The 13,989-nt window shown below is 67.5% G+C and carries 12 protein-coding genes; 4 read left to right on the top strand and 8 right to left on the bottom strand.

Features of this window, described 5'->3' with window-relative positions:
• Window positions 1–51: 51 nt before the first annotated feature.
• From BEI_RS09150 to can, 6 genes are all read right to left on the bottom strand, one after another.
• Window positions 52–1,095, bottom strand: coding sequence for an ABC transporter ATP-binding protein (locus BEI_RS09150; protein WP_097789229.1), 1,044 nt, complete (start codon window positions 1,093–1,095; stop codon window positions 52–54).
• The gene (locus BEI_RS09145) at window positions 1,095–2,114 is read right to left on the bottom strand and encodes an ABC transporter ATP-binding protein (protein ID WP_097789228.1); all 1,020 of its coding nucleotides are present in this window, start codon (window positions 2,112–2,114) and stop codon (window positions 1,095–1,097) included. The genes BEI_RS09150 and BEI_RS09145 overlap by 1 nt, the downstream gene beginning before the upstream one ends.
• A gap of 15 nt (window positions 2,115–2,129) precedes the next feature.
• Window positions 2,130–3,071, bottom strand: a complete 942-nt coding sequence (locus BEI_RS09140) for an ABC transporter permease (RefSeq protein ID WP_097789227.1) — start codon at window positions 3,069–3,071, stop codon at window positions 2,130–2,132.
• On the bottom strand, window positions 3,068–4,114 hold the full coding sequence (locus BEI_RS09135) for an ABC transporter permease (RefSeq protein WP_097789226.1): 1,047 nt from the start codon (window positions 4,112–4,114) through the stop codon (window positions 3,068–3,070). The genes BEI_RS09140 and BEI_RS09135 overlap by 4 nt, the downstream gene beginning before the upstream one ends.
• Before the next feature lie 101 nt (window positions 4,115–4,215).
• Window positions 4,216–5,790 carry an ABC transporter substrate-binding protein gene (locus BEI_RS09130; protein WP_097789225.1) on the bottom strand — a complete coding sequence of 525 codons (1,575 nt, stop codon included), beginning with the start codon at window positions 5,788–5,790 and terminating at the stop codon, window positions 4,216–4,218.
• A 175-nt stretch (window positions 5,791–5,965) separates the two neighbouring features.
• Window positions 5,966–6,619 carry a carbonate dehydratase gene (can, locus tag BEI_RS09125; protein WP_097789224.1) on the bottom strand — a complete coding sequence of 218 codons (654 nt, stop codon included), beginning with the start codon at window positions 6,617–6,619 and terminating at the stop codon, window positions 5,966–5,968.
• Window positions 6,620–6,767: 148 nt separating this feature from the next.
• Here can and gorA point away from each other — a divergent pair, with 148 nt between their 5' ends.
• The 4 genes from gorA to BEI_RS09105 all read left to right on the top strand — a co-directional run bounded on the left by gorA (window position 6,768) and on the right by BEI_RS09105 (window position 10,822).
• On the top strand, window positions 6,768–8,129 hold the full coding sequence (gene gorA, locus BEI_RS09120; RefSeq protein ID WP_227644660.1) for a glutathione-disulfide reductase: 1,362 nt from the start codon (window positions 6,768–6,770) through the stop codon (window positions 8,127–8,129).
• Between the two features lie 245 nt (window positions 8,130–8,374).
• Window positions 8,375–8,953 (top strand): diaminobutyrate acetyltransferase, encoded by a 579-nt coding sequence (gene ectA / locus BEI_RS09115; RefSeq protein WP_097789222.1) that lies wholly within the window; start codon window positions 8,375–8,377, stop codon window positions 8,951–8,953.
• An 84-nt stretch (window positions 8,954–9,037) separates the two neighbouring features.
• A complete protein-coding gene (ectB, locus tag BEI_RS09110) occupies window positions 9,038–10,306 on the top strand; it encodes a diaminobutyrate--2-oxoglutarate transaminase (protein ID WP_097789221.1) in 1,269 nt (422 codons plus the stop codon).
• A 99-nt stretch (window positions 10,307–10,405) separates the two neighbouring features.
• On the top strand, window positions 10,406–10,822 hold the full coding sequence (locus BEI_RS09105; RefSeq protein ID WP_097789220.1) for an ectoine synthase: 417 nt from the start codon (window positions 10,406–10,408) through the stop codon (window positions 10,820–10,822).
• 21 nt (window positions 10,823–10,843) lie between these two features.
• On the opposite strand, the gene BEI_RS09100 is transcribed toward BEI_RS09105, so the two are convergent.
• On the bottom strand, window positions 10,844–12,547 hold the full coding sequence (locus BEI_RS09100; RefSeq protein ID WP_193765187.1) for a putative bifunctional diguanylate cyclase/phosphodiesterase: 1,704 nt from the start codon (window positions 12,545–12,547) through the stop codon (window positions 10,844–10,846).
• Between the two features lie 8 nt (window positions 12,548–12,555).
• A complete protein-coding gene (locus BEI_RS09095) occupies window positions 12,556–13,977 on the bottom strand; it encodes an ATPase domain-containing protein (protein WP_193765186.1) in 1,422 nt (473 codons plus the stop codon).
• Between the last annotated feature and the right edge of the window lie 12 nt (window positions 13,978–13,989).

Here is a 13,989-nt window from a genome sequence, read left to right as displayed (position 1 = left end):
CGGGTGCCGGGAAGGTCCATTATGCCAGACCTCCCCGGTCCCCCGGCCAGGCTAGATACGGCCTTCCTCCACCCCATGACAGGCCACCTGGCCCCCCTCGTCGGTGGCGATCAGCGTCGGCACCTCCACGCGGCAGCGCTCGTTGGCATGCGGACAGCGACCGTGGAAGACACACCCCGAGGGCAGGTTGACCGGCGTCGGCACCTCGCCCTGCAGGCGAATGTGCTGGGGACGGTCGTCCTCGAGCCGCGGAATCGCCGACATCAGCGCCTGGGTATAGGGGTGGCGGGGGGTGGCGAACAGGGTCGCCGTGGGCGCCACCTCGCAGACCCGGCCCAGGTACATCACCGCGACCCGGGTGCCGAAATGCTCGACCACCGCCAGGTCGTGGGTGATGAAGAGGTAGGTCAGGTTGCGCTGCTGCTGTGCCTCCATCAGCAGGTTCAGCACCTGAGCCTGGATGGACACGTCCAGGGCGGAGATCGGCTCGTCGGCGACGATGAACTCGGGGTCCACGGCCAGCGCCCGGGCGATGGCGATGCGCTGACGCTGGCCGCCGGAGAACTCGTGGCCATAGCGTGCCCCCCAGTCCGGGGCGATGCCCACCGAGGTCATCACCTCCGCAACCTGATCCTTGACCCGCTGGGGGCTCCAGTCCGGATGATGCAGCCGGATGGGCTCCTCCAGGGTCTGCTGGATGGTCATGCGCGGGTTCAGCGACGCATAGGGGTTCTGGAAGATCATCTGCATGCGCCGGCGATAGGGCAGCAGTTCCTTGGTGGTGCGGTCGTCGATGCGCTCGCCATCGTAGCGGATCTCGCCCGCGGTGGGGGTGATCAGCCCCATCACGGTCCGCGCCACCGTGGACTTGCCGCAACCGGACTCGCCCACCACGCACAGCGCCTCGCCGCGCTGGATGTCCAGGTCGACGCCGTTGATGGCGTGGACGTGTTCCTGCTCGCGGACGAGCTTGCCGCCCTTGAACTTGAGCTGCTCCAGGAAGTCGCCGGAGAGCGAGAAGCGCTTCTCCAGGCCGCGCAGCGACAGCAGCGGCTGGGCCTGCTCCGGCGCGGGGGATGTCGCGGTCGAACTCATCAGTCTTGCTCCTCGGCCGGAATGCGTTCGCGTTCGATCATCTCGGCCACCATGTGACAGGCCGCCTGGCAGTTGCCCGAGGTCACGAAGCCGGGGACCTCATCGTGGCAGGCCTGGCGGGTGGAACCGTCGGGGCGGGTCACGAAGCCGCAGCGCGGATGGAAGGCACAGCCGCTCGGCAGGTTGTTCAGCGACGGCATGCTGCCGGGAATCTGGTTCAGCCGCGAGCCGGGCGTGGCCATCTGGGGCAGGGCGTTGATCAGCCCCTGGGTGTAGGGATGCTGGGGATCGTTGATGATCTCCCGGGTCGGGCCCTGCTCGATGACTCGCCCGGCGTACATCACCAGCATGCGCTGGGTGACCTGGCTGACCACGCCCAGGTCGTGGGTGATCAGGATCAGGCCGACGTTCTGCTCCTCGCACAGCTCCAGCAGCAGGGCCATGATCTCGGCCTGGATGGTCACGTCCAGCGCGGTGGTGGGCTCGTCGGCGATGATGATGTCCGGGTCGAGCAGCAGGGCGATGGCGATGATCACCCGCTGTCGCATGCCGCCGGACAGCTCATGGGGATACTGGTCCAGGCGCGCCTCGGGAGAGGGGATCTGGACCTGCTCGAGCTTGCGCAGCGAGATCGCCCGGGCGTCCCGGGTGCCGATGCGCCGGTGGGCCTTCAGGCACTCCACCATCTGCTCGCCGATGGTCAGCACCGGATTGAGGGTCATCATCGGGTCCTGGAAGATCATCGAGATGCGATGCCCGCGGATCTTGCGCAGGCCCCGGTCGCTCATGCCGATGAGTTCCTGGCCGTCGAAGCGGATGCTGCCCCCGGCGATGTAGCCGGGCTTGGCGATCAGGTTCAGCAGGCTGAAGGCCGCCACCGACTTGCCGGCACCGGATTCGCCCACGATGCCCAGGCGCTCGCCCCGGTCCAGGCTGAAGCAGACGTCGCGCAGGGCCTTCACGTCGCCGCGGCGCAGGGCGAAGCGCACGTCGAGGTTGGATACGTCGAGAAGTGACATGGAATCTCCTTGGCCTCAGCCCTTGTAGAGACGCGGGTTGAGCACGTCGCGCAGCCAGTCGCCGAGCAGGTTGATGACCAGCACCAGCACCACCAGCACCAGGCCGGGGATCAGGGTGATCCACCAGGAGCCGGACTGGATGTAGTCGAAGCCGGACTTGATCAGCGAGCCCAGCGAGGGCTGGGTCTCGGGCATGCCCAGGCCCAGGAAGGACAGCGCCGCCTCGGAGATGATGGCGTTGGCCACCTGGACGGTGGAGATCACGAAGATCGGCGACAGGGTGTTGGGCAGGATGTGCCGGAACATGATGCGCCGGCTCGACAGGCCCATCACCCGGGCGGCGTCGACGTATTCCTTGCCCTTCTCGGCAAGCACCGAGGCGCGCACGGTACGCGCGTACTGGGGCCACTCGGCCAGGCCGATGATCAGCACCAGCAGCGGCACGGCATAGGCGCTGAAGGTGGCGCCGCCGAAGATGGCCTTGAACAGGGCGCCGACCACGATGGCCACCATCAGGGTGGAGAAGGACAGCTGGATGTCGGCCAGGCGCATCAGGAAGGCGTCGACGCGCCCGCCCAGGTAGCCGGCCAGCAGGCCGAAGCACACGCCCAGCGCCGCCTGCAGGGCCACCGCGCCGAAGCCGATGATCAGCGACACGCGGGCGCCGTAGAGGATGGTGGAGAGCAGGTCGCGGCCCTGGGCGTCGGTGCCCATCACGTAGGCCGGGTCGCTGCCGTCGACCCAGAAGGGCGGCAGCTCCGAGGCCAGGATGTCGATCTGGGCCAGGTCGTAGGGGTTCATCGGCGCCAGCCAGGGGGCCAGGACGGCACCCGCCACCAGGACGATGAACACCAGCAGGCTGGCCTGGGCGATCAGGTCGCGCTTGAAGCTGTAGAGCAGGTAGGAGTCGCGCAGGCGCTCCCAGCGGCTCGCCGTGGGGGAGGTCGGGGTGGTCATGCGGGCTTTCCTGTCAGCTTGACGGTGGGGTTCACCAGGCCGTAGATCAGGTCGACCAGGGTGTTGGTGATCACGAAGATCAGCCCCACGATCATCAGGTAGGTGACGATCAGCGGAATGTCGGAGCGTTCGATGGCGTCGAGGAACATCAGTCCCATGCCGGGCCACTGGAACACCGTCTCGGTGAGGATGGTGTAGGCCACCAGGGTGCCGATCTGCACCCCGCCCACGGTGATCACCGGCAGCATGGTGTTCTTCAGGGCGTGCAGGAAGTAGATCCGTCGCGGCGAGATCCCCTTGGCCCGGGCGAACTTGACGTAGTCGGACTGCAGCACCTCGAGCATCTCGGCGCGGATCAGGCGAATGAACAGCGGCAGCATGATCGAGGCCAGCGAGATGGCCGGCAGCACCAGGTAGGTCAGCCCCTCCAGGGAGGCGAAGTTGGTCTCCCAGGTGCCGAAGACGGGCACCGGCTCGCCGCGGCCATAGGCCGGCATGCCGCCCTCGGTGGAGATCAGGTCATTGAGCCAGGCGCCCCAGCCGGTGTCGGCGGGGAAGGGGCTCCAGGACACGCCGATGGCGAACAGCTGGATCAGCACGATGGCGGTCAGGAAGACCGGGATGGAGATGCCGATGATCGACACCCCCATGAAGAACCGCGACAACCAGGCGCGCGGCTTGATGGCGCTGTAGACCCCGATGGGAATCGACAGGGCGATGATCAGGAAGGTGGCGGCCGCCACCAGCTCCAGGGTGGCCGGCAGGTGGCGCAGGATGACGTCGGTGGTCGGCTCGTTGAAGACATAGGAATAGCCGAAGTCGAACTGCACCGCGTTGGCGGCGAAGCGCAGGTACTGGACCGCGAAGGGGTCGTTGAGGCCGAGCTCTTCGCGCAGGGCCTCGCGCTCGCTCTCCGGGACGGACTGGCCGACCATCTGCTGGATGGGGTCGCCCAGGTTGTCCTGGATGGCGAAGGCGATCACGCTGATGACGAACATCACCAGCAGCGCATGGAAGAGGCGCTTGATCAGGAAGGCGATCATGGGTGGCGTCCCGTGTGCAACACAGGGCGACACGCTCGTCCCGAGCGTGCCGCCGGGTCAGGGTTGGAGGACTCGCCGACCGGCGGGTCGGCGAGAGAGGGTCACTCTTCCTCGATGACCAGGTCCCCGAGGTAGGGGAAGTTCATCACGTTGAGGACCGGTTCGATATTGACGTGGTCGGCGGAGGCCCAGGCCAGGTCCTGCCAGTGCAGCGGAATGAAGGCGGCCTCGTCGTAGAGGGTCTGCTCGACCTGCTGGAGCATCTCGGCCCGCGCCTCGCGGTCGACCTCCAGGTTGGCCTCGGCCACCAGGGCATCGAGCTCCGGGTTGCAGTAGTTGCCGGCGTTGTACTGGCCGGCGCCGGTCTCGGGGTCCGGGCACTGGGTGAGGTACTCGTGGAAGTTGGCGGAGTCCTCGGTGTCGGCGTGCCAGCCGATCATCATCATGTCCGCGACGCGGTCGTCGTACTCGCCCCAGTACTGGGCCTTGGGCAGGGTCTTGAGATCCACGGTCACGTTGATGCGCGCCAGCATGGCGGCCACCGCCTGGGCGATCTTGGCATCGTTCACGTAGCGGTTGTTGGGCGCCATCATGGTGATCGAGAAGCCATCCTCGTAACCGGCCTCGGCCATCAGCTGCTTGGCTCGCTCGATGTCGTAGCGCGGCTCGAGGCTGTCCACGTGGCCCGCATAGCCTTCCGGGGAGAACTGGGCGGCGGGGGTGGCGAAGCCCTTCATCAGGCGGTCGGCGATGCCTTCCTGGTTGATGGCGTAGGCGAAGGCCTGGCGCACGCGGGGATCCTGGAAGGCCTCGACGCGCTCCTGGTTCATGTGGAAGAGGATGATCCGGGTGCCGGACATGGTGACCAGCTGGGTGTCCTCGTCCTCGCGGATACGCTCCAGGTCGTTGGGCGGCACCGGGGCGATGAAGTCGACGTCGCCGGACAGCAGGGCGGCCACGCGGGTGGCGTTCTCGCTGATCGGGGTCATGACGATCTCGTCGACGTTGCCCGGGGAGGCCTCGTCCCAGTAGTCCTCGTTACGCTCGAAGGCGATGCGCACGCCCTGCTGGCGGGCGGTGACCTCGAAGGGACCGGTGCCGGACAGGTGACGCGAGGCGTAGGAGTTGCCGTTCTTGACGATCTCGTCCTTGGGGTCGCCGTCGGCGTCGGTGCCGCTGTAGAACTGGCTGTCCATCGGGAAGATGTAGGTGGCCAGGTTCAGCAGCAGCGGGTAGGGCTTCTCGGTGGTGAACTCCACCGTGTGCTCGTCGACCGCGGTGACCGAGGCGATGGGCTCGAAGATCGCCTTGAAGTCGGGGCTGCGCTTGAGACGCTCCACGGTCCACACCACGTCCTCGGCGGTGAAGAGATTGCCGCTGTGGAACTCGACGCCCTCGCGCAGGGTCATGCGCATGGTGGTGTCGTCGACCTGCTCCCAGGCGGTGGCCAGGCGAGGCTCGAACTCGAGGTCCTGGGTCCAGCGCACCAGCGGGTCGAAGGTCATGTGGGACAGCTGCAGGATGCCGCCGGACAGCTGCTCGTGGATGTCGAGCGAGACCGGGTCGGCATCGTAGGCCATGCGCAGGGTGGTCTCGGCCTGGGCGGCCGGGGCGAGGGCAGCAGTCGTCATGGCGGCGCCGATGACGCTGGCCAGCAGAGTCTTCTTGATTGTCATGAGTCGTTCCATGCCGGATGGATTGTTGTTCTCCGCCTCCCGGCGAGGGCGGGGAGGCGAACGACCGTTCGTTTCGGTCCAGCCCTCAACATAGAGAGTCCGGCGGGAAGAAGACAATCGAAAAAGTGACAGGGCTCATGCGCCCGGCGAATGAGGGGGGCCGGGCGGCGGTGGCTCAGTCGTCGCGCGCGGGGCTCAGGCGATCGATCCGGTAGAGGGTCGCGACCTGGTCCAGCCCCTCGACGCTGCAGTCCAGGTCGGTCACGCGACCGTCGCTCAGGCCATAGACCCAACCGTGCACCGCCAGCGGCTGGCCGCGCTGCCAGGCACGCTGGAGGATCTTGGTGCGCGACAGGTTGTTGACCTGGGCCTGGACGTTGAGCTCGCACATGCGATCCACCTGCTGGTCCAGGGGCAGGTGCTCGAGATCCTCGCGGTGGCGGCTGTAGAGCTCGCGGACCGAGTGCAGCCAGTAGTCGACGATGCCGCACTCGCCGCCGGTCACCGCGGCCTTGACGCCGCCGCAGCCGTAATGGCCGACCACCATGATGTGCTTCACCTTCAGCACGTCGACGGCGAACTGCACCACCGAGAGGGCGTTCATGTCGTTGTGGTGCAGCAGGTTGGCGACGTTGCGGTGGACGAAGACCTCGCCCGGCGGCAGGTCGATGATCTGGTTGGCGGGCACCCGGGAATCGGAGCAGCCGATCCACAGGTAGTCGGGATTCTGCTGCTGCGACAGCCGGGCGAAGAAGTCGGGATCCTGGCGGCGGACGCTCTCCGCCCAGTCGCGGTTGCGCTCGAGCAGCCGTTGCATTTCGGTTTTCATGGAAGGGATCTCTGATGGTCGGGCCATGGGACGCCAAGCATTCTTTATTACCCGGATAGCCAGGGTCAATGGAGCGGGCCTCCCTGGCACACACCGCGACTGGTATGATCACGCCGATTCTGGACGATACGACCATCAGGAGAAGACTGTGTCCGAGTTCGACTACGACCTCTTCGTGATCGGCGCCGGCTCCGGCGGTGTTCGCGCCGCCCGGAACGCGGCCGCCACCGGCGCCCGCGTCGCCGTGGCCGAGGACCGCTACCTGGGCGGCACTTGCGTCAACGTGGGCTGCGTGCCCAAGAAGCTGTATTCCTACGCCGCCCACTTCCACGAGGCCTTCGAGGACGCCGGGGGCTTCGGCTGGCGGCTGCCGGCGGCCCCCGAGTTCGACTGGGCCACCCTGCGCGACAACAAGATCGGCGAGATCAAGCGCCTGAACGGCATCTACGGGCGACTGCTGGACAACGCCGGCGTGCGCCTGATCAACGGCCGCGCCAAGGTGCTGGATCCGCACCATGTCAGCGTGGCCGGGGAGACCGTGAGCGCCGAGAAGATCCTGGTGGCCGTCGGCGGCTGGCCCTGGGTCCCCGACTTCCCCGGCAAGGAGCTGACCGTCGATTCCAACCGGGTCTTCGACCTCGACGCCTTCCCCGAGCGCTTCCTGGTGCTGGGCGGCGGCTACATCGCCGTGGAGTTCGCCAGCATCTTCAACGGCCTGGGCAGCGACACCCACCTGGTCTACCGGGGCGAGCTCTTCCTGCGCGGCTTCGATCGGGAGGTGCGCGAGTTCACCCGGGACGAGATGGCCAAGAAGGGGGTCAATCTCCACTTCGAGACCAACATCGAGGCCATCGAAAAGGTCGAGGGCGGCCTGAAGGTCACCCTGACCAACGGCGAGACCCTCGAGGTGGACGCGGTGCTGGCGGCCACGGGCCGACGCCCGCACCTGGAGGGGCTGGGGCTCGACCAGTTCGACCTGGCCACCAACCCCGATGGCAGCCTGGCCGTGAACGAGCGCTTCGAGACCTCGATACCGTCCCTCCTGGCGCTCGGCGACGTGACCGGCGGCCCGGAGCTGACCCCGGTGGCGCTGGCCGAGGCCATGCAGATGGTCGCGCACCACTTCGGCGACACCACCCCCGAGCCGCTGGACTACTCGCGCATCGCCACCGCCGTGTTCTGCCACCCCAACATCGGCACCGTGGGGCTCTCGGAGGAGCAGGCCCGGGAGCGCTACGGCGCGATCCGGGTCTATACCGAGGACTTCCGCCCCATGAAGCACACCCTGTCCGGCAGCAGCGAGCGCTGCCTGATGAAGCTGATCGTCGATGACGAAAGCGACGTGGTGGTCGGGGCCCACATGGTCGGCGAGGAGGCCGGCGAGGTGATCCAGGGGATCGCCATCGCCGTGCGTGCCGGCCTGACCAAGGCCCAGTTCGACCAGACGGTGGGCATCCATCCGACCGGCGCCGAGGAGTTCGTGACCATGCGGACGCCGGCGCGACGGTAGTAGCGGTCGTCGTCGCCGTCACCTCGACGTAACGTCAGCGGGCCACCCTGGACAGGGTGGCCCGCTTGCGTTGGGGAACGTCGTTCACGGCTGGACTATTCTGCAAAGAGGCCGCGCCTTCCGTGTGCCGTGGCGCATACTATAATTCCGCATTATGGTTTTTCGGCAGCAGGATAACCTGCTTTTTGAAAAGGAGGGGTGCGGCTGTTATGATGCCTTCCAAATTCGCTACAGCGAACACGACAATGAACGCAACCACAGAGCCCTTCATTCCTTCCGCCGACCTGGCCCGGCCGAGCGTGGCCGATGCCGTGGTCGGCCACCAGGCCACCCCGCTGTTCATTCGCAAGCCCAATCCCGACGATGGCTGGGGCGTCTACGAGCTGGTCAAGTCCTGCCCCCCGCTGGACGTCAATTCCGCCTATGCCTACCTGCTGCTGGCGACCCAGTTCCGCGATACCTGTGCGGTGGCCACCAACGAGGAGGGCGAGATCGTCGGCTTCGTGTCCGGCTACGTGAAGAGCAACGCGCCCGACACCTACTTCCTCTGGCAGGTCGCGGTGGGTGAGAAGGCGCGCGGCACCGGCCTGGCCCGCCGCCTGGTCGAGGCCGTGATGACCCGTCCGGAGCTCGCCGAGGTGCACCACCTCGAGACCACCATCACCCCCGACAACCAGGCGTCCTGGGGGCTGTTCCGCAGGCTGGCGGATCGCTGGCAGGCTCCCCTGAACAGTCGCGAATACTTCTCCACCGATCAGCTCGGCGGCGAGCACGACCCCGAGAACCTCGTGCGCATCGGCCCCTTCCAGACCGCCGACATCTGACGCCGACCCGACATCGCACCGGCTCCCGCGGAGCCGGTGGTCCCCCCTTACGTCCGTCTACCTTTCATCCGACAGGAGGTCGCAATGCAGACCCAGACACTCGAACGCATGGAGTCCGACGTCCGGACCTATTCCCGCTCCTTCCCGGTGGTCTTCACCAAGGCGCAGAATGCCCGCCTCACCGACGAGAGCGGTCGTGAGTACATCGACTTCCTGGCCGGCGCCGGGACCCTGAACTACGGCCACAACAACCCCCACCTCAAGCAGGCCCTGGTGGACTACCTGGCCAGCGACGGCATCGTCCACGGCCTGGACTTCTGGACCGCCGCCAAGCGGGACTACCTGGAGACGCTGGAGGAGGTGATCCTCAAGCCCCGCGGGCTGGACTACAAGGTCCACTTCCCCGGGCCGACCGGCACCAACGCCGTGGAGGCGGCCATTCGCCTGGCCCGCGTGGCCAAGGGTCGCCACAACATCGTGACCTTCACCAACGGCTTCCATGGCGTGACCATGGGCGCCCTGGCCACCACCGGCAACCGCAAGTTCCGCGAGGCCACCGGCGGCGTGCCGACCGTGGGCGCGGCCTTCATGCCCTACGACGGCTACCTGGGCGACGCCACCGATACCCTCGACTACTTCGAGAAGCTGCTCGGCGACAAGTCCGGCGGCCTGGACGTGCCGGCCGCGGTGATCGTCGAGACCGTCCAGGGCGAGGGCGGCATCAACGTCTCCGGCCTGGAGTGGCTCAAGCGCCTGGAAGGGCTCTGCCGGGCCAACGACATCCTGCTGATCGTCGACGACATCCAGGCCGGCTGCGGCCGCACCGGCAAGTTCTTCAGCTTCGAGCACGCCGGCGTGACCCCGGACATCGTCACCAACTCCAAGTCGCTGTCCGGCTTCGGCCTGCCGTTCGCCCACGTGCTGATGCGCCCCGAGCTCGACAAGTGGAAGCCGGGCCAGTACAACGGCACCTTCCGCGGCTTCAACCTGGCCTTCGCCACCGCCGCGGCCGCCATGCGCAAGTACTGGAGCGACGACACCTTCGAGCGTGACGTGCAGCGCAAGGCGCGCATCGTCGAGGAACGCTTCGCCAAGATCGCCGCCTGGCTGACCGAGGAGAAGGGCATCCCGGCCTCCGAGCGGGGTCGCGGCCTGATGCGCGGCATCGACGTGGGCCAAGGCGACATCGCCGACAAGATCACCGCCAAGGCCTTCGAGAACGGCCTGGTCATCGAGACCAGCGGCCAGGACGGGGAGGTGGTCAAGTGCCTCTGCCCGCTGACCATTCCCGACGAGGACCTGATCGAGGGGCTGGACATCCTGGAAACCAGCGCCAAGCAGGCCCTCAGCTGATAGGCTGAACGGCAAGGCCGGCCATCCGCCGCACGGGGGATGGCCGGTGCCTCGTGTCGGTCTGCCGGGCCGGCTTCATCTGACATCACGGAGAGCGTCATGATCGTTCGCAATCTCGAGGAAGCGCGCCAGACCGAGCGCCTGGTCAAGGCCGAGAACGGCAACTGGGACAGCACCCGCCTGTCGCTGGCCGACGACGGCGGCAACTGCTCCTTCCACGTCACGCGTATCTACGAGGGGACCGAGACCCATATCCATTACAAGCACCACTTCGAGGCGGTGTTCTGCATGGAAGGGGAAGGGGAGGTCGAGACCCTGGCCGATGGCAAGATCTGGCCGATCAAGCCGGGCGACATCTACATCCTGGACCAGCACGACGAGCACCTGCTGCGGGCCCACAAGACCATGCACCTGGCATGCGTCTTCACCCCCGGCCTGACCGGCAAGGAAGTGCATCGTGCCGACGGCTCCTACGCGCCCGCCGACGAGGAAGCCGACGACAGCAAGCCGCTCTGAGGCGTCGCCGTACCACCGGCCCTACGAGGCCCCGGTACCGCCCGCGGACCGGGGCCTCGGCGTGTCCAGCCAGGCCATCAGCTCGGCCTCGGGCATGGGGCGGGCATACAGGTAGCCTTGTCCGACTTCGACGCCCAGCTCGGCGAGGAAGGCCGCCTCGGCCTCGGATTCGATGCCTTCCGCCACGGTGTCGAGCCGCAGGCTCTCGGCCAGGGACAGGATCGCGCGGATGATCCCGGCCCGCACGGGGTGCAGGTGGACCTCCTCGACGAAGGCCCGATCGATCTTCAGCACATCGATCGGCAGCCGGTGCAGATAGCTCAAGGTCGAGTAGCCGGTGCCGAAGTCGTCCATGGCGATGCGCATCCCGGCCTCGCGCAGCCGCCCCAGGGCGGCGAGGCTGCGGTCGGTCATGGCGAACAGGGTCGTCTCGGTCAGTTCCAGCTCCAGGGCCGAGCTCGGCAATCCCTGTCGCTGCAGGGCATCCAGCAGGAAGGCCGCGAAGCCTTCCTCCTCCAGGTCATGCGCCGACACGTTGATCGCCAGGCGCGCCATGCCCTTGCCGGCTTGGCGCCAGGTCGCGAGCCGGCGGCAGGCTTCCTGTATCACCCAGTGCGTCAGCGCCCGGATCAGGCCGCTGGTCTCGGCCACCGCGATGAAGGCGCCCGGGGGCAACAGGGAACCGTCCGGGCGGCGCAGGCGAATCAAGGCTTCGGCGGCCTCGACGCGACCGTCTCCCAGCCGCAGCTTGGGCTGCAGCCAGAGTTCCAGCCCGCCGTGGGACAGGGCATGCCTCAGGCTGGCCTCGATCCTGAGGAAATCCGTCGCTTCCCGCCGCGTCCGGGCGGAGAAGAAGGCGGGAGAATCGGCCTTCGCGGTACACAACGCCTGCAGGGCACGGTCCAGGAGGGCCTCGGCGTCCCGGGCATCGTCGGGCGCCGCGGCGATCCCCACGCGAGGGGAGACATGGACCCGTTCGCCCCCGATGTCGAGGGGCTCGAGCATCGCCTGGCACAGCGCACGGCTGAGGTCGAGGACGTCCTCGAGGGACTCGCCGGGGGGATGCAGGAGCCCCCATTGGGTGTCGCCGATCCTGGCCAGGGTGGCCCGCTCGTCGATCCGTCGGCTCAGTCGCTCGCTCAGCCGGCAGACGGCCAGGTCTCGTCCCTGTTGCCCCAGGGCGTTCACCAGGGTCACGGCGGGCACCTCGACGACCTGCAGGAAGACCCGTTCGCCGGGCTGCTCCGAGTAGGCCAGGGCCTGCCGCAGGCGATCCAGCAGCAGGGGATGGACCGGCAGGCCCGTCAGCCGATCGTGATGGACCAGGTGGGCCAGATGATCGCGCTGTCGTAGCGACAGGCGCCGGGCACGCATCCAGAGGTGGAGGCGGGTGGTCAGTTCGACGCGATCGGCGGGAAGCACGGCGAACTCGTCCACCAGATCCCGGAAGTCGGCCAGCGAGCTCCGCATCTCGACACGCCCGATCAACAGCAGCACGGGCAGCAGCGTCGGCGCCTCCTGCTCACGTATCCGTCGCAAGGCCTCCCGGTGGCGCGCGAGGCCACGGGGGTCGGCGATGACCAGGTCGAAGGACCGGGGACGCAGGGTATCCGCGGAGGGCGCGAGCCACTCGTAATCGCCATCGAAGGCCTCGGTCAGCAGGCGTCGATTGGCGGCTGACGCCACCAGCAGCAGCAATCGTCCCTTGTCGCGGGAAGCGCTCATCGCCGACATCAGGCCCCCGGGCCGCGGTTGAGCAGGCTGGTGTCGACCTCGTCATCCGAGAGCTGCAGCCCCCCCTGGCCGATCCGGTAGGCGCAGATGCGGTTGTCGAAGCTCCCCACCCGCTTCTTCAGGACGCCCAGCATCTTGCCCATGCGTTCGCCGTCTTCACGATAGTTGAGCAACAGGACGTTGTCGGCGAGATAGCTGATGCCGCGCTCGGTCAACGCCAGGGGACCGCTCATGGCCTGGATCTCGTTGATCAGGATCACCGAGATGCCGCGTCGCGCCAGGCCCTTGGCGAACGCATGGATCCGATCCTTGAGATGCTCGCCGTTCAACGACAGCTCGAAGCCCGACACGCTGTCGAGGATGACCAGCCGGGTGTCGAGGGCCTCGACCCGGCACCGCACGCGCTCCAGGAACTCGTCCACCAGGTAGCGCATCGGCTCGACCTGCTCGATCTCCAGCAGGCCGTCGCGCTGGAAGGGAGCCAGGGACAGGCCCAGATCGGCGGCGCGCTTCAGGTAGAAGGGGAGTTCCTCCTCGAACAGGTAGATCAGCACGCTACCCCGACGGATGGCCTGGCGGGCGTAGCAGGCCGCCAGGGTGGACTTGCCCACGCCCGAGGGGCCGGTGATCAGGGTCACGCTGCCGGGCTCGAGCCCTCCGCCGAGCAGGCGATCCAGACGATCGTTGCCCGAGGAGAGGCGCTCGCTGTCCGGCGCCTCGGTGCGGGCCACGGGCGGGACATGGTGAGGAAAGGCCTGGACGCCCCGGGCGCCGACCCGGCATTGATGCCGGCCCGGCATGAAGCGGGCGCCGCGCAGCTTGCGGACCTGGAGGTAGCCATGGTGACGCTCGGCGCCGAGCTCGATCACGCCATCGGCGAGAAACTGCAGGTCGACGTCCGAGGCCCGTTCCCCGATCTCGGAGGAGAACAGCACCGTGCAGCCCTGCTGGCGCAGATAGCGCAGGAAGGACAGCACCTGGGCCCGGAACTGATAGGCGTCGGAGAACAGCAGGTGCAGATGGCTGACCGAGTCGATGAACACGGTGGCCGGCCGACAGGACTCCACGGCGTCGAGGATCCGCTTCACCAGGGGGTCGAACTCGACCTCGACGGGATGGAAAAGATCGTAGCTCTGGTTGTGGGCGAAGAGGCTCTCGTCGGGGACCAGGCTGAGCAGGTGGAGGCCGTCGATGTCCAGGGCCTGGCGCCCGGCATTCTCCCTGAGCTGTTCCTCCGTTTCCTGGAAGCCGATGTAGAGGGCGGGCCCCAGGGACCGCGCGGCGGAGAGGAACTGCAGGCCGAGCGACGTCTTGCCATGCCCCGGGCCGCCTCGCACCATGTAGGCCTTGTGGGGCGGAAGGCCGCCCCCCAGGATATGGTCGAGTCCCTCGCAGCCCGTGCTGATCCGTGAGTCTTCCATGTCACTGTCCTT

This window comes from Halomonas beimenensis (assembly GCF_002549795.1).
In the GTDB taxonomy this organism is placed as follows: domain Bacteria; phylum Pseudomonadota; class Gammaproteobacteria; order Pseudomonadales; family Halomonadaceae; genus Halomonas; species Halomonas beimenensis.
Note: the sequence above shows the minus strand (reverse complement) of the source record. Positions and strands in the feature narration are given on the sequence as shown.